15 protein-coding genes are annotated in these 14,420 nt (G+C 73.7%); 4 read left to right on the top strand and 11 right to left on the bottom strand.

Going from position 1 to position 14,420, the window contains the following annotated elements; genetic code table 11:
• Positions 1 to 33: 33 nt before the first annotated feature.
• The 5 genes from C2L58_RS35615 to C2L58_RS35595 all read right to left on the bottom strand — a co-directional run bounded on the left by C2L58_RS35615 (position 34) and on the right by C2L58_RS35595 (position 6,236).
• Complete coding sequence (locus C2L58_RS35615) at positions 34 to 1,002, bottom strand: RNA polymerase subunit sigma-70 (protein WP_199191618.1); 969 nt, start codon at positions 1,000 to 1,002, stop codon at positions 34 to 36.
• Positions 999 to 1,571, bottom strand: coding sequence for a maleylpyruvate isomerase family mycothiol-dependent enzyme (locus tag C2L58_RS35610; protein ID WP_233226122.1), 573 nt, complete (start codon positions 1,569 to 1,571; stop codon positions 999 to 1,001). The genes C2L58_RS35615 and C2L58_RS35610 overlap by 4 nt, the downstream gene beginning before the upstream one ends.
• The gene (locus tag C2L58_RS35605) at positions 1,549 to 2,325 is read right to left on the bottom strand and encodes an isocitrate lyase/PEP mutase family protein (RefSeq protein ID WP_103342040.1); all 777 of its coding nucleotides are present in this window, start codon (positions 2,323 to 2,325) and stop codon (positions 1,549 to 1,551) included. The genes C2L58_RS35610 and C2L58_RS35605 overlap by 23 nt, the downstream gene beginning before the upstream one ends.
• Positions 2,318 to 3,733: a DHA2 family efflux MFS transporter permease subunit gene (locus tag C2L58_RS35600; RefSeq protein ID WP_103342039.1), complete on the bottom strand. Its 1,416-nt coding sequence runs from the start codon at positions 3,731 to 3,733 to the stop codon at positions 2,318 to 2,320. Before C2L58_RS35600 ends, C2L58_RS35605 begins: the two co-directional genes overlap by 8 nt.
• 88 nt (positions 3,734 to 3,821) lie before the next feature.
• Complete coding sequence (locus C2L58_RS35595; RefSeq protein ID WP_103342038.1) at positions 3,822 to 6,236, bottom strand: helix-turn-helix domain-containing protein; 2,415 nt, start codon at positions 6,234 to 6,236, stop codon at positions 3,822 to 3,824.
• Between the two features lie 141 nt (positions 6,237 to 6,377).
• Here C2L58_RS35595 and C2L58_RS35590 point away from each other — a divergent pair, with 141 nt between their 5' ends.
• A complete protein-coding gene (locus C2L58_RS35590) occupies positions 6,378 to 7,448 on the top strand; it encodes an alpha/beta hydrolase (protein WP_103342037.1) in 1,071 nt (356 codons plus the stop codon).
• A gap of 333 nt (positions 7,449 to 7,781) precedes the next feature.
• Here C2L58_RS35590 and C2L58_RS35580 read toward each other — a convergent pair whose 3' ends face one another.
• Positions 7,782 to 8,732, bottom strand: coding sequence for a helix-turn-helix transcriptional regulator (locus C2L58_RS35580; protein WP_103342035.1), 951 nt, complete (start codon positions 8,730 to 8,732; stop codon positions 7,782 to 7,784).
• 63 nt (positions 8,733 to 8,795) lie between these two features.
• On the opposite strand from C2L58_RS35580, the gene C2L58_RS35575 reads away from it, so the two are divergent.
• Positions 8,796 to 9,944: an epoxide hydrolase family protein gene (locus tag C2L58_RS35575; RefSeq protein ID WP_103342034.1), complete on the top strand. Its 1,149-nt coding sequence runs from the start codon at positions 8,796 to 8,798 to the stop codon at positions 9,942 to 9,944.
• 6 nt (positions 9,945 to 9,950) lie between these two features.
• On the opposite strand, the gene C2L58_RS35570 is transcribed toward C2L58_RS35575, so the two are convergent.
• From C2L58_RS35570 to C2L58_RS35555, 4 genes are all read right to left on the bottom strand, one after another.
• Entirely contained in the window at positions 9,951 to 10,529 is a 579-nt protein-coding gene (locus C2L58_RS35570) for a copper resistance CopC family protein (protein WP_103342033.1), read from the bottom strand.
• A gap of 81 nt (positions 10,530 to 10,610) precedes the next feature.
• On the bottom strand, positions 10,611 to 11,279 hold the full coding sequence (locus tag C2L58_RS35565) for a hypothetical protein (protein WP_103342032.1): 669 nt from the start codon (positions 11,277 to 11,279) through the stop codon (positions 10,611 to 10,613).
• 6 nt (positions 11,280 to 11,285) lie between these two features.
• Positions 11,286 to 11,657 (bottom strand): hypothetical protein, encoded by a 372-nt coding sequence (locus C2L58_RS35560; RefSeq protein WP_233226126.1) that lies wholly within the window; start codon positions 11,655 to 11,657, stop codon positions 11,286 to 11,288.
• Positions 11,658 to 11,702: 45 nt separating this feature from the next.
• On the bottom strand, positions 11,703 to 12,071 hold the full coding sequence (locus tag C2L58_RS35555) for a roadblock/LC7 domain-containing protein (protein ID WP_103342030.1): 369 nt from the start codon (positions 12,069 to 12,071) through the stop codon (positions 11,703 to 11,705).
• A gap of 468 nt (positions 12,072 to 12,539) precedes the next feature.
• Here C2L58_RS35555 and C2L58_RS35550 point away from each other — a divergent pair, with 468 nt between their 5' ends.
• Both C2L58_RS35550 and C2L58_RS35545 read left to right on the top strand, forming a co-directional pair.
• Complete coding sequence (locus C2L58_RS35550) at positions 12,540 to 13,055, top strand: RNA polymerase sigma factor (protein ID WP_103342029.1); 516 nt, start codon at positions 12,540 to 12,542, stop codon at positions 13,053 to 13,055.
• A gap of 28 nt (positions 13,056 to 13,083) precedes the next feature.
• Positions 13,084 to 13,542, top strand: coding sequence for a redoxin domain-containing protein (locus C2L58_RS35545; protein WP_103342028.1), 459 nt, complete (start codon positions 13,084 to 13,086; stop codon positions 13,540 to 13,542).
• A gap of 9 nt (positions 13,543 to 13,551) precedes the next feature.
• Here C2L58_RS35545 and C2L58_RS35540 read toward each other — a convergent pair whose 3' ends face one another.
• Positions 13,552 to 14,391, bottom strand: coding sequence for an LLM class F420-dependent oxidoreductase (locus C2L58_RS35540; protein ID WP_199191616.1), 840 nt, complete (start codon positions 14,389 to 14,391; stop codon positions 13,552 to 13,554).
• Positions 14,392 to 14,420 lie beyond the last annotated feature (29 nt).

Raw genomic sequence — 14,420 nt, 5'->3', positions numbered from 1 at the left:
CCAAGCCGTCGTGGGCGTGAAGCTGCCGGCCCGCTAAAGCCGGTCCGGCAACCCGGCCGCCGTCACCAGCCGGGGGTCGTGGAACTTGACCGCCCGGGAGAAGCGGCCGCCGGTGATCGTGAACACCCACAGGCCGTCGGCGCGCCGGACGCCGGAAGCGTCGAGGCGGTAGCTGCCCGCGGCGGGCTGGCCGTTGGCCCGGGTGGGCAGCAGCCGGGCGGCGCCGCCCGGGGCGGAGAAGGCCCGCTCCAGGAACGGCAGGCACACGCCGACACCCTTGAACCACACCGGGTGCGGCACGGCTTCGAGGCTGAAGTCGTCCTGGATGATCGCCCGCAGCGCCGCGGTGTCCTCGGCCTCGAAGGCGGCGATGTAGCGGTCGAGCAGCGCACGCACCTCCTCCGGGCCGGGCAGCGGCACAGGGGTGTCCGGGTCCAGTTCGTCGAGCCGGACGCGCGCCCGCTGCAGGAGGCTCTTCACCGCGGGCACGCTGATACCGAGCGTTTCCGCGATCTCGGCGGCCGACCACGACAGGACTTCGCGCAGCAGGAAAGCCGCGCGCTGCCGGGGTGGCAGGTGCTGCAGCGCGGCGACCAGCGCGAGCCGGACGGACTCGCGCCGCACGACCACCTCGCCCGGATCGCCGAGCACAGCGTCGGGCAGCGGCCCGAGCCACGCGACGGAGTCGTCGGCGAAGACACTCGTCCCGGGGTCGTCCGAAGGTGTCCCGAGCCCGGCGGGCAGCACCCGCCGGCCGCGGTGGTTCAGCTCGGTGAGGCAGGTGTTGGTGGCGATCCGGTAGAGCCACGTCTTGAGCGACGACCGCCCCTCGAAGGCGTCCACGCCCCGGGCGGCCTTGAGGTAAGTCTCCTGGACGACGTCCTCGGCGTCCTGATAGGACCCGGTCATCCGGTAGCAGTGCGCGACCAGCGCCGGGCGCAGCGAGCCGAACTCGTCCCGCAGCCGCTCCTCGGAAGACACCACACGCTCCTCGTTCGTCATGGACATCGTCGATCATCCCTCCCGAGGGCGGCGAGCAGGCGTACGCCGGGCGGACGCCCCGGCGGCAGGGCGACGGGCTCGGCGAACACGCCCCGGCGGGTGCCGCGGCCGAGCACCGACGGCAGGGCGGCGAGCAACCGGGTGGCGAGCTCGCCGGGGATCGCCCGGGCCGGGTCGGCGTCCCAGCCGTGGACGGCGGCTTCGATGGCGCCCACCACGATCAGCTGGTGACACGGCAGTGCCAGCTCCTCGACGGCGACCGCGCGCCGGCCGCGGAGATCCCGGGCCGCAGCCGTGAGCGCGGCCGCGGCCTGGCCGAGGTCGCGCCGCAGGGACCGGGCGGTCACCGGACCATTGCGCGCGGGCGTGTCCGGTGGCACGGCGCCGGACACCAGAGAGGTGGCCACGCAGCGGAGGGACCCCGTGAGGTGGGCCAGCGCGTCGGCGACGGTCCAGCCGTCGCAGGCCGAGGGACGGCCGAGATCGGCGAGACCGACCCCGGCCGCCGACGCGACGGCGTACTCGAGCGCGGCGGCGAGCATCGCCTCATCGGCCGGCCGCCCGGGCACCGGGCACCTCCATCCCCGCCGCGATGCGCAGCTCCGCCAGCGAGCCGCGCATCGCCGCCATCCCCGCGCGGTAGAACCGCGGCCCGAAGGACACCCTGGCGACCCCCAGCGCCGCCAGGGTGTCCAACTCCAGCTCCGCGCCCGTGTTCCCGTTGACCGGCCCGGGCACGCCGGCGACGACCTTCCCGAGGTCGGCCGCGGTCGAAATACCGATCGGGTAAACACAATCCGCTCCGGCTTCGCGATACAGCCGCCCGCGCCGGATCGCCTCGTCCGCCCGCTCGGCTCCCGAAAACCCGCTCGGCGGCAGGAAAGTGTCGATCCGCGCGTTGAGCACCAAGGACTCCCCGGCCGCCGCGCGGATCGCGGCCAGCCGGTCCGCCTGGGCCGGCGCGGCCACCAGTCCCCCGGCCCGGTGGTCGGTGTCCTCGAGGTTGCAGCCCACGGCCCCGGCGGTCAGCAGCTCGGCCACGAGCTGGTCCGGCTCCAGGCCGTAGCCCGCCTCGGCGTCCACCGTCACCGGGACCGGCACCGCGCGGGCGATCCGCGCCACGGCGGCGAACATCTCGCGCCACGGCGCCCGTTCGCCGTCTTCGTACCCCAGCGCATCGGCCACCGCGGCACTGGACGTCGCCACGACCGGGAATCCCATGTGGACGACGAGTTCCGCGCTCGCCTCGTCCCACGCGTTGGGCAGCACCAGCAGCTTCCCGTGGTGCAGTTCGCGCAACAGATCGGCTTTCAGGTCAGACATCGCTTCGCTCCTCGGTCGAACGGCGGGGAATGAGGGAACCGGCCAGCGCGCCGGCCGCGGCGAGCACGGCGCTGCCCACGGCGGCCGCGGTGAACCCGGCGGAAAACGCGGCACTCGAGGCGTAGCTGCCGGCCAGCGAGAACGCGGCGACCAAGAGCGCCACGCCGAACGCCCCACCGAGCTGACGCATCGCGCTGAAGGCGCCGGAAGCCTTGCCGAGCAGCCGCGGCGCGACCGAGGTCAGCACCGCGCTCTGCGCGGCCGGCAAGCACATCGCGATCCCCGTCCCGGACAGCACGAGCGGCACGGCGATCACCCCGTAGCCGATCGACGGCCCGGCGACCAGGGCGATCCACACCATGGCGAGCGCGTGCAGCCCCAGCCCCGCCACGATGAACGGCCGCTCGCCGAACCGGCCGGCCAGCCGGCCCGCCAGCTGCGGGACGACCGTCGTCGTCAGTCCCCACGGCGCCAGCCCGAGCCCGGCGGCCAGCGGCCCGTACCCCAGGCCCTCCTGCAGGAACTGGGCCATGAAGAACACCGCGCCCAGCGCGGAGGCCCAGTGGAAGAAGATCACCGCGTTGCCGGCGGCGAACCGGCGGGACCGGAACAGGTGCAGCGGCAGCATCGGGTGGGCGGCTCGCCGCTGCCACGCCACGAACGCGCCGAGCGCCACCAGGCCGCCCACCAGCGGCCCCAGCACGGCCACGCCGGTCCAGCCGGCCGAGTTGCCCTGGACCAGGGCCCACACCACCCCGAAGGAGCCGGCGCCGGCCAGCACCAGGCCCGGGACGTCGAGGGCCGGGTCCGGGCCGTGGCTCTCCTCGACCCGGGTCAGCGCGAAGTACGCCAGCGCCGCCCCGATCGGGACGTTGATCCAGAAGATCCACGGCCACGAGATGCCTTCGACGACCGCGCCGCCGAGCAGCGGCCCGAGGGGCACCGCCACCCCGCTGACGCTCGCGAACACCCCGAGGGCCCTGGGCCGCAGCTCCGCCGGGAAGGCGGCGCCGAGCAGGGCTAGCGCGAGCGGCATGACGAACGCGGCCCCGGCGCCCTGCAGCACCCGCCCGGCGATCAGGACCTCCACGCCGGGTGCGACGGCGCAGATCAGCGACGCCGCCGCGAACAGCGTCACCCCGGCCGCGAAGACCCGGCGCCGTCCCCAGCGGTCACCGGCCGCCGCCGCCGTCATGAGCAGAACGGCGAAGCTCAGGCCGTAGGCGTTGACCGTCCACTCGAGCTCGGTGACCGACGCGCCGAGGTCCGTCCTGATCGCCGGCAGGGCGGTCGCCACGACCAGCGCGTCGAGGACGACCATCAGCGACGCCACCGAGGTGACGGCCAGCACCCATCTTCGCTGCGCCTGTCCCACGGCCACCGGTGTGGGTGAGGTCCTGGTGTGCACTCGGGTCTCCTTGCCTCCGGTCGTCGGCGTCGTGCCGCTTCCGAAGACTTGGACACCGCGCGGTCCCCGAAGGAATCGGTGCCCCCGGCTACCGCGCCACCGGTTCCCGCGCGGGGGCCGCCGGTGCCTCGAACGCCCGCGCCAGGTGGTCCTGGAGCCGGGCGTGGCGGAACTGGTAGACCGCGCCCGCCTGGCGGAGGATCCCGCGGCGGTAGGCGTCGTCGAGGAACGCGGCGGTCGCCCACGGCAGGCGGCCGGTCAGGGGCAGCCACACCCGGGACACCACCAGCCACTGGCCCCACGCGGTGAAGGCGAAGACGTACGCGACCGCCCCGCCCAGGCCGCCGACCGCACCGACGACCAGCCCGCCGGTCAGGCTCCAGGCCAGTGGCCCGAGCACCCCCTGCAGGAGCTCGACCACGATCCGGCCGCCGGCCGCGATGGCCAGGGCCAGCAGCGGGCCGAACGCCAGCACCTGACGCAGCACGGTGGTGCGGTTGGCGCGCAGCAGCGTGCCCGGGCTGGCGGCCGAGCTGATGTCGAGCGGCGTCTCCAGCACGGCGACGAGCCCGAACGCCGCCCCGGCGGCGAGGCCGAACACGAGCCCGCTCACGAGCGTGTTGACCGCCGCGGTCTCCACCAGTTCGCCGAGCTCCGGCGGGAACCCGGCCATGACGGCCCGGGAAATCACCGTCACCGGGCCGTAGCCCAGCCCGACGACGAATCCGCCCAGCAGCCCGGCGCCGAACCGGCCGGCGAAGCGGCGCAGCAGGGAGCCGGGCCGTCCGGCGCGCCCGCGCAGCCGGACCTGCATCCGCGACGGCTCGAACACCAGGCCGCCGTAGACCACCATGATCCCGTGGACCAGGCCGAACGCGAGGCCGACCACCGAGCCGACGAGCAGCCCGTCCACGAGCGCGGCGCGCAGGCCCGGCAGGAAGCCGAGCCCGGCGATGTCCACGGGCACGAAGAACAGCCAGTCGGCGACCGCGGTGGCGAGCATGGCCGAGAGCACGACGGCGAGGATCCGCGACGACCGGCGCAGCGAGCCGCCCAGCCGCCACCACGCCAGGTCGTGGGTGCCGAGCCGGTCGAGGTGCCGGGCGAGGTAGCCGAGCCAGCGCCCGGCGCGGCCCGGGTCCCACCGCGGCCGATCGCGGTACACCGTCGGCACGAAGCTGCCCAGCAGGTGGTCTTCGACGGCTTCGGCGGTCGGGAACCGCCGGGTGTCGTTCAGGATCGAGGGGTCTTCGCCGGGTGCGTCGCTGTAGACGGTCCGCGCGAGCACGACCATCAGCGGCGTGCGGAGGACGGCGGCGAGCGCGGCGCCGGCGTCGCTGTCCAGTCCCGCGAGGACGGGGTCCCACACCGTCCCGGCCGCGTCGCCGGGCGCCGGGCGGCGGGTCGTGCGGGGCAGGTAGCCGAGCACGTCACCCGGGGTGAGGTCGGTCAGCTCGACCCCGGCGGCCGCGGTCAGCACGTCCGTGGCCGCGACGGCCGCGGTGTACTCGGCCGGGCGGCTGGTCAGCACCAGCGGCAGGGTGGTGCCGTTCAGCGCTTCGAGGGCGGCGCGGTGCAGGCCGTCGGCGAGTTCGTCGAAGCCGTCGAGCACGGGCAGGACGTGCCCGGCTTCGACCAGCGCGGCGGCGAGCGTGGCGCCGCCGGGCGCGGCCGCGGCGAGTCCGGGGTAGTCACGCAGGAGGCCGTCGATCAGCCAGTCGCGCAGCGGTGTCGCGCCGGGGTCCCACGAGCCGAGGCCGAACAGCACCGGCACCGGCTCGCCGGGCACGCGGGTGCGCAGCCGGTCGAGGACGAACCGCAGGGTCAGGACGGTCTTGCCGGACCCGGCACGGCCGAGCACCACCAGCCGCCCGGACGGGATCCGCCGGTAGGTGGCCGCGATCTCGCCGAGTTCGCCCGACAGGTCCAGCGGGCCGGCGGTGGCCCCGGCCGGAACGCGGCGGACGTTGGCCCAGTGGTCGGTCAGCCGCGCCGGCAGCGGCCGCCACCGCACGGGCAGCGGGAACGGGTCGTGGATCCGGCGGTGTTCTTCTTCGCGCTGCCACCGCCCGGCGACGGCGTGGGCGAGCCGCTCGGCCGCGTCGGCGAGGTCGCCGCGAGGGGAGGGGTTGCCGGCAGCCACCGACTCGCCGCCCGGCGCGGGCTCCGGCGTGCCCTCGCCGGGGATGGCTTCGGACTCCGAAGCGCCGCCGGTGGCGGCCAAGTCACCACCGGCAACCCCCTCCAGCGCCCCACTTCCGCCGGCTGCCGCGGCCAGGTCGCCGCCCGCGGCGACCGCCAGGAGCCTCCGGTGGTCCGCCGGGGCGATTCCCAGTGCGTCGGCGAGCAGCTTCACCGTGCCCAGCCGGGGGTTGCTGCCCTTGTCGCGCTCGAGGCGCCCGATCGTGCGCACCGCGATCCCGGACCGCTCGGCCAGCTCGTCCTGCGTCATCCCCGCCTGCCGCCGGAATTCCCGCAGCAGCGCTCCGAACCCGCTCGTCACTTCCGCGCATCCCCCCAGCGGCGCCGGTTGCGTTCCCGACCGACCCTAGCGTGCCGACCGGCCTTATTTGGCCGGTCCGCGTCCTGGTGCCCCGACCTGCGCGAACAGCAGGCTCAGCACCGGAACGAGAGGGGAACCACCATGGAAAGTCACGTAAAGCGCACCGCGGCCCTGACCGCCGTCTTCGCCGCCGCGTCGGTCCTCGCCGCCCCGGTGGCGGCCGCCGAAACCGGGCCGCCGCCCTTCACCAGCGGCTTCGGGCTGACCGTCACCGAACAGCCCGCGTGGGTCGACGAGACCCACCGGACCTTCACCCTCGCCGTGCGCTCCGACCAGGTGCCCACGCCGTCGACCCTGCCGGGCCAGACCCCGGGGCAGCACGTCCTCATGGTCACCCTGCCCGCCGGCTACGACGGCGCGGCCGCCGCCCGCTACCCGGTGCTGTACTCCCTGCACGGCAACGCCGATCTGCCCAACACCCAGCGGAACCTGGACATCACCGAGTCTTCGACGCGGTCGGCGCCGCTGATCACCGTGCACCCCAACGGCGGCCGCAGCTGGTACTCGAACTGGGTCAACCCCGGGGCGCTCGGCCTGCAGAACTGGGAGAACTTCCACCTCACGCAGGTCATCCCGCTGATCGACGCCAACCTCCGGACGATCCCGGACCGCACCGGCCGCGCGATCGCCGGCCACTCGATGGGCGGCTTCGGCGCGGTCCACTACGCCGAGCACCGGCCGGACCTGTTCGGCTACGTCGGCAGCTTCTCCGGCGGCCTGGACCTGCAGAACTCCGAACAGCGCGCGGTGGTGGCGGAGACCGCGCTGGATCCGGCGTCCGGCACGCCGACGACGTCGGTGGACGCGATCTTCGGCCCGCCGATCTGGCCGTTCGACGGGATCTGGAACGCGCAGAGCCCGGCGCAGCACGTCTCGGCGCTGCGCGGCATGGGCGTGGCGCTCTACATCGGCAACGGCGGTGATCTGACCGTCGATCCGCTCCACGCGGTGGTCGAGAGCCGGGCGCGGGAGACGAACCTGGTGACCGCGGCCAACCTGACCGCCGAGGGCATCCCGTTCACCTTCGCCGACTACGGCGACGGCAGCACCTGGGCGCCCGGCTGCACCGGCAAGCACAACCAGCAGCCGTGCCTGCAGGCGGACATGGACCACTTCGTGGGGCTGCTCATGGCGGCCCTGCGGCACCCCTGATCTTCCGGGCCGGGCGGAGACGGGGGCCGCCCGGCCCGGATCCCCCTCCCCGGAAGGAGGCCCGATGGCCGCGAACCACCGGTACTGGTGTGGCGAATGCCCCTACCGGACGCCGTGGCTGACCGAGTCGGAAGGCGCCGCGTGGCAAGCCCGCCACTACGCCCGGCGGCACGTGCCGACGCCACCCGGCGGCCGCGTGGAGGTCCGCGGGAAACGCAGGGAGGGCGGCGGCTGCGTGTGGCTCGTCGCGGTGCTGTTCCTGGTGCTGCTGCTGGCTTCCACGTGCCGGCAGGAGGCCCGGAGCGCGCCGCAGCCGTGTGTCGCGCGAGAGGCTCAGCCGACCGCCTTGCCGAACCTCGCCGCCAGCGCCCGGACGTGGTCGACGAGCTCGGGTGGCTCGTGCACCTGGAAGTCGAATCCCTTGCCGGCCACGTAGATCGCCAGCTCGTCGAGCGAGTCGGAGCCGGCACGGAGGGTGCAGCTGTGCTCGTCGATCGGTTCCAGCGCCGCGGTGGTGGGCGCGATCCGCCCGGCCGCGGTCTCGGCGCTGACGTGCAGGGTGAACCGGCCCTGGTAGCGGTAGGCCGACGTCGAGATCGCCCGCGAGGTGTAGCCGCCGGGATCGGGGTCGGGCGGGGTGCGCGGGGTGAACCGCGGCCCGGTGGGCGTGCGGGGTTCGAGGCGGTCGACGCGGTAGGTGCGCCAGTCTTCGCGGTCGACGTCCCAGCCGAGGAGGTACCAGCGCCGTCCGGTGTGCACCAGCCGGTGCGGCTCGGTCGTGCGGACGCTCTCGGTGCCGTCGTGGGCGCGGTAGCCGAAGCGCAGCCGCACCGAGTCGCGGACGGCGCCGGCGATGGCGGTGAGGGTGTCCGGGTCGGCGGTGGGGCCGGTGTTGGCCAGCGGCACCGTCGCCGACCGCAGGGCGTTGATCCGGTGGCGCAGCCGCGACGGCAGCACCTGCTCGAGCTTGGCCAGCGCGCGCACCGACGTCTCCTCGATGCCGGTGATCGAGCCGCCCGCCGCGGTGCGCAGGCCCATCGCGACGGCGACGGCTTCGTCGTCGTCGAGCAGCAGCGGCGGCAGGTCCGCGCCGGCGCCGAGCCGGTAGCCGGCGGTGCCCGCGGTGGCCAGCACCGGGTAGCCGAGCGCGCGCAGCCGTTCGACGTCGCGGCGCACGGTCCGCGGGGTGATCTCCAGGCGTTCGGCCAGTTCCGCGCCGGACCAGTCGCGCCGGGCCTGCAGGAGCGAGAGCAGACGCAGCAGCCGTGCCGAGGTTTCCCACATGCCGTTCAGTTTGCCCTTCGCCTAGGACCGAACCTGACCTAACCGGCTTCTAGGGTTGGCGACATGCAGAACACCGAAGAGATCCGGCCCTTCACCATCGACGTCCCCCACGCCGAGCTGGACGACCTGCGCGACCGGCTCGCCCGCACCCGCTGGGGCGCGGACCTGCCCGGGGTGGGCTGGAGCCGCGGGGTGCCGGTGGGCTACCTCAAGGAGCTGGCCGGGTACTGGCGCGACGGCTACGACTGGCGCGCCCACGAGCGGAAGCTGAACGCGTTCCCCCAGTTCGTCACCGAGATCGACGGGCAGGACATCCACTTCCTGCACGTCCGCTCCCCCGAGCCGGACGCCCTGCCGCTGATCCTGATCCACGGCTGGCCCGGATCGATCGTGGAGTTCCTGAACGTGATCGGCCCGCTGACCGACCCGCGCGCCCACGGCGCCGACCCGGCGACCGCGTTCCACCTGGTGATCCCGTCGAACCCGGGCACGGCCTTCTCCGGGCCGACCCGCGAGCCCGGCTGGGACACCGGCCGGATCACCCGCGCGTTCGCCGAGCTGATGCACCGGCTCGACTACGAGCGTTACGGCGCTCAGGGCGGCGACACCGGGGCCGTCGTCGGCCCGGGCCTCGGCCGGCTCGCCCCGGACAAGGTCGTCGGCGTGCACGCGAACGGGCTCTACGCGTTCGACGCACCGGACGACGGTGCCGAGCTGACCGAGGCCGAGAAGGCCCGGCTGGAGCACTTCGCGCACCTGCGGACCGAGCAGTCCGGGTACGTGGCGATGCAGACGACCCGGCCGCAGACGCTGGCGCACGGGCTGCACGATTCCCCGGTGGGGCAGCTGGCCTGGATCGTCGAGAAGTTCAAGGAGTGGACCGACCCGGCGGCCGAGCTGCCGGAGGACGCGGTGGACCGGGACCTGTTGCTCACCAACGTGATGCTCTACTGGCTGACCGGCACCGGCGGGTCGTCGGCCAACTGCTACTACGAGACCGCGCACGCGGGCGCGTGGGGCGCGAGCGAGCGGTCGCCCGTGCCGACCGGGGTCGCGGTGTTCCCGCTGGACGTGTCGATCCGCGGCGCGCTCGACCGCGAGCACACGATCGTCCACTGGTCCGAATTCGGCCGGGGCGGCCACTTCGCGGCGATGGAGGCGCCCGACCTGCTGGTGGACGACGTCCGGGCGTTCTTCGGCGAACTGCGGTGAGGAGCCTTACGGCCGTCGTCGCACCAGCCGCAGCGCGACGACGGCCGCGGCCACCACGACCAGGACGGCGACGAGGATCCACACCCAAGCCGGAACACTGCTGCCGAGGTCGCTCGCCGGAGTCGGCGTCGGAGTCGGCGTCGGAGTCGGAGTCGCCGAGGCGGCGCCGGTCGGTGCGGCGGCCGACGACGTCGGCGCCGCGGAGCTGGCCGAGACCGGCGCGGTGAGCGTGAAGTGCACCGCGGCCGTCACCTTGTCGCCGTCGTCCGACACGACCTTGTAGGTCAGCGTGTAGGCGCCGGCCGGGCCGGACGGGGTCACCGGGGCCGTGATCACCGCGTCGACGACCGCGGGGGTGCCGACCGTCCACTTCGCCCCGTCCGGGCCGGTCACCGAGATCGGGTCCGGCTGCAGGGTGACCGGCTCCTCGAAGGTGAGCTCGATCTTGCCCGGCGCCGCGGCGAGGCTCGCCCCTTCGGCGGGGGAACTCGACTCGAGCTCGGTGTGGGCCGACGCGGGCCCGGCCGTCAGCAGCACGCCGGACAGCGCGAGCAGGAAGGCTCCGGACAACCGGGCGATCTTCATGCGGGTTCCTCGATCCGATGGTGGCCGGCGACATCCGTACCGGAGCAGTCTGGCAGGGTCCCGTCGCCGGCGAGGCGCCGGTCAGGGCGACACCTCCACCTCCATTCCCAGGATCCGCGTGGTCCGGCGCCGCCGGAGCCAGCCCCGGACCGGTGCGTCGTCCGGTACCTCCGCCAGGAACGCCTTGCGCTGGGCCGACGTCGCCGAGCGCCAGCGCAGGGCCAGCACCGGGCGGACCGGGGCGATGTACGCCCGCACCCGTTCGTGCGCGCCGGCCACGCGGGTCTCGTACTCGCGGTCCGGCCGGTAGGCCAGGTCCAGGTCGACCAGCGGCGGGGCGCCGCCCGCGCGGTGGTGGCAGCGCGACAGCATCCGCGCGAGCTCGTCCATCGCGCCGCGCACGCGGCAGGGCATCTGGTCCTGCCAGCGGCCGAGCCGCGGGACGGACGCCGGTGCGGCGGTCACCTCGTCGGCGAGGACGACCAGGGCCCGGATCGCCGAGCCGGCCAGCTCGACGCGGATCCGCCGCCCGTTCGCGTCGACGAAGAAGCGCGGCACCCGGCCGGCCACCACGGTGCCCGAGCGCAGCCGGACCCACTCCGCGACGGCGTCCGGTGACGGGCAGGACGACACGAACGTGAACGCCAGCTCTTCACCGGCGAGGTTCATCGTCACGGGGAACAGGGACCCGAGGTCGTGCACGAACGCCGAGCCGACGACGAGTGCGGCGCGGGAGCCGCCTCCGCTCATCCCGGGCTACACCTGCAGATCCGTTTCGATGCGTTTGAGGTAGTGCCGGGCCAGCGCCAGGTTCGCCCGGTCGCGGTCCAGCACCAGGTACAGGAACAGCGAATTCCGGGAACCCACCGAATTCAGCAGCCGGATCAGGTGGTATTGGCGGTGCAAGGTGATCAGGATGTCCTCGATGGAATCGTTGAGCGCCAGCGAGGACATCACCCGCAGTTTCGACCGCACGACCTCGGTGTTCCCGGCCGCGGCGACGTCCAGGTCGAGCCATTCGCCGCCGCCGCTGGTGCCCAGGGACATCCCGCTTTCGTAGTCGACCAGCGCGACGCCGACGGCGCCGCTGATGGACATGGCTTCCTTGAGTGCCGTGTCGATGTTCATCATCGTGTGCGCTTCCTCTCCGTGAACGGGTGGTCGGCCGGCGTGCTACGCGGCCAGGATCGAGCCGATCCGCTCGATGACGGGCCGGGATTCGAACAGCAGGCGCCCGACGTTCAGGCCCTTGTCCCCCAGCACGACCATCAGCGCCAGCCGCCCGATGGCGTAGACGGCCATGTAGCCTTCGCTGCCGAACACCACGGTCTGGTTCAGCGTGCCCTTGCCGGTGATTTCGGTGGCCTGCCGGGCGATCCCGAGATCGGCCGCGGCGAGCGCGGAGATCTTCGCCGGGTCGATGTCGTCGGCGGCGTCGGCGATGATCGGGATGCCGTCGACCGCGGCCAGCACCGTGTCGGTCACCCCGGCGACGTTCTCCCGCAGGTTCCGCAACTCGCCGGCCAGCGCTTCGAAATCCAAGGCTCTTTCTTTCTGTTCCGGAATCGCGGAAGGCGAGCGGCGAAATAGTCAACCATTCGGTTTGCCCTCCACGGGGCGACCTTACCGGCGTCATTACTTTTGGCCAACCAACACCGGAGCCCGAATTTCAGCGTCACACGATCGAGTGAAAAAGATTCTCCGTCGTAACGGAAACAGGTGACGATGTCCATTGATCACGAAACCGGGGTTTTCGATGTTCGGCGTTTCCGGACGGGCGGCGGGAAATGCCACGACACGACGGCGCCGGGCAACGGCTCGCCACCGGCACCGCTCGCCGCGGGCGGGAGGCGGCCCGGAAGCCCCCGGCCCCGGACACGCTGAGCGACCAACCCCACCGCCGGTCCGGGGCCGGCCACCCGCCGGGCCGCCTTCCCGGACCGGCGGTGAATCCTTTCGGGGCGCCGGAGCCTCTTATGGGGTGTGGTCACGCCGAGAGGGAGAGATGCGATGGGTTGGGTCAGCGAGCAGCTCGTCGAAGCGGCGCAGGGTGGCGACCTCGAGTCGATCACCGCGGTCGTGCACGGGGCCCACCCGCACGTGCGGCGCTTCGCCGACCACCTCTGCGCGTCGCCGCAGGACGCCGAGGACGCGGCGCAGGAGGCCCTGCTCGTCCTCTACCGCAAGATCGGGTCCCTGCGGGCCTCGGCGGCGCTGGCCTCGTGGATGTTCCGGATCGTCCGCAACGAGTGCCTGCGCCGCGCCCGGCGCCTGCTCGAAGACGTCGCCGACCCCGGGCTCGCCGCGTCGGCCGAAGACGAGGTCCTCAGGCGGCTCGAAGCCGAGCGCGTCGCCGAAGCCATCCGCGCGCTGCCGGACGTCCAGCGCCGCGTGCTCATCATGCGCGACGTCCTCGGGCACCCGGGGCGGGCGGTCGCCGGCGCGCTCGGGCTGAGCACCCCGGCGATGAAGTCCCACCTGCACCGGGCCCGGGCCGCGGTCCGGGCCCGGCTGTACACCGCCTGAAAATCCCACCCGTGAAAGGAAGTCCACCGTGCTCGAAGCCGGATCGCCCGCACCGCAGCTGGTGCTGGAAGACACCGACGGGCAGACCGTCCAGCTCCCCGGCCACCACGCCGTGCTGCTCTACTTCATGCGGTCGACGACGTGCCCGGTCTGCCGGCGGCACGTCCGGTCCCTCGCCGCGGACGCCGCCGCGCTCGAGGCGGCCGGCGTCCGGATCCTGATCGCCGTCCCCGAGGACCGCGCGACGGCCGCCGCGTGGCGGGCGGAGCAGGAGATCCCGTTCCCGGTCCTCACCACTCCCCGCGGCACGCCGCACGAGCGGGCAGGGCTGAACCGGGCCGTCTTCGGCGCGCTGCAGCGGTCCGGCAGCATCCTCGTCGACGCCCGGGGCGTGGTCCGGCACGCGCACAGCGCCACCCTGCCCACCGGCAGTTACGACCGCGCGGGCATCGCCGCGGCCGTGGCCGCCCGGGGTGCCCCGGCCTGACCGGCCGGTTCAGCGCAGCGGCTCGAGCGCCTTCGCCAACGGCTCCAGCACGGCCGGGGTGTGCGGCGGCGGCAGGTACACGATCGCCAGGTCCACGCCCGCTTCCCCGAGCGCCTCGGCTTCGGCGGCGACCTTCGCGTAGTCGAGGTCCGGGTCGAGCCGGACGTGCGAGGACAGCGTGATCTCCGCCGGGTCGCGGCCGACGTCCGCGCAGTGGCGGTGCAGGACGTCACGCTTGTGGGCGAACTCCTCGGGCGTCCCGCCGACGAAGTTCCAGTGCTGGGCGTACTTCGCGGCCGTGCGCAGGGTGCGCTTCTCGCCGCTGCCGCCGATGCAGATCGGCGGGTGCGGCCGCTGGACGGCCTTCGGCTCGCAGCGGGCGTCGGTCAGCTGGTAGTGCTCGCCCCGGAACGTCGTGGTCTTCTGCGTCAGCAGCCCGACGAGGACCTCGCACGCTTCCTCGAACCGGTCGCTGCGGGCCTTGATCGAGCCCAGCTCCATGCCGTACGCGCCGGACTCCTCTTCGTTCCAGCCGGCGCCGACGCCGATCTCCAGCCGGCCGCCGGAGACGATGTCGAGCGTCGCGGCCATGTTGGCCAGCAGCGCGGGGTGGCGGTAGTGGATGCCGCTGACCAGCGTGCCCAGCCGCAGCCGCTTCGTGGCCTGGGCCAGCGCGGTCAGCGTCACCCAGCCTTCCAGGCAGGGTCCGGTCGGGTCGGAGAAGATGGGGTAGAAGTGGTCGAAGGTCCAGGCGGACTCGAACAGCTCGATTTCGTCCGCGGCCTGCCAGACGGCGAGCATGCCGGCCCATTCGGTGTTCTGCGGCGAGGTCTTGATGGCGAATCGCATGATCTTCATCGTAACCCTGGAGTTCTTCC

Source organism: Amycolatopsis sp. CA-126428 (genome assembly GCF_002904335.1).
Lineage (GTDB): Bacteria > Actinomycetota > Actinomycetes > Mycobacteriales > Pseudonocardiaceae > Amycolatopsis.
The sequence above is the reverse complement of the archived record's forward strand: the minus strand, read 5'-3'. Positions and strand labels throughout refer to the sequence as shown.

What these genes read in the sequence shown, in the direction of transcription:
- C2L58_RS35615 (WP_199191618.1), bottom strand. Translation starts at nt 1,002, where the DNA reads ATGACGAACGAGGAGCGTGTGGTGTCTTCCGAGGAGCGGCTGCGGGAC.
- C2L58_RS35605 (WP_103342040.1), bottom strand. Translation starts at nt 2,325, where the DNA reads ATGTCTGACCTGAAAGCCGATCTGTTGCGCGAACTGCACCACGGGAAG.
- C2L58_RS35590 (WP_103342037.1), top strand. Translation starts at nt 6,378, where the DNA reads ATGGAAAGTCACGTAAAGCGCACCGCGGCCCTGACCGCCGTCTTCGCC.
- C2L58_RS35580 (WP_103342035.1), bottom strand. Translation starts at nt 8,732, where the DNA reads ATGTGGGAAACCTCGGCACGGCTGCTGCGTCTGCTCTCGCTCCTGCAG.
- C2L58_RS35575 (WP_103342034.1), top strand. Translation starts at nt 8,796, where the DNA reads ATGCAGAACACCGAAGAGATCCGGCCCTTCACCATCGACGTCCCCCAC.
- C2L58_RS35570 (WP_103342033.1), bottom strand. Translation starts at nt 10,529, where the DNA reads ATGAAGATCGCCCGGTTGTCCGGAGCCTTCCTGCTCGCGCTGTCCGGC.
- C2L58_RS35565 (WP_103342032.1), bottom strand. Translation starts at nt 11,279, where the DNA reads ATGAGCGGAGGCGGCTCCCGCGCCGCACTCGTCGTCGGCTCGGCGTTC.
- C2L58_RS35560 (WP_233226126.1), bottom strand. Translation starts at nt 11,657, where the DNA reads ATGAACATCGACACGGCACTCAAGGAAGCCATGTCCATCAGCGGCGCC.
- C2L58_RS35550 (WP_103342029.1), top strand. Translation starts at nt 12,540, where the DNA reads ATGGGTTGGGTCAGCGAGCAGCTCGTCGAAGCGGCGCAGGGTGGCGAC.
- C2L58_RS35540 (WP_199191616.1), bottom strand. Translation starts at nt 14,391, where the DNA reads ATGCGATTCGCCATCAAGACCTCGCCGCAGAACACCGAATGGGCCGGC.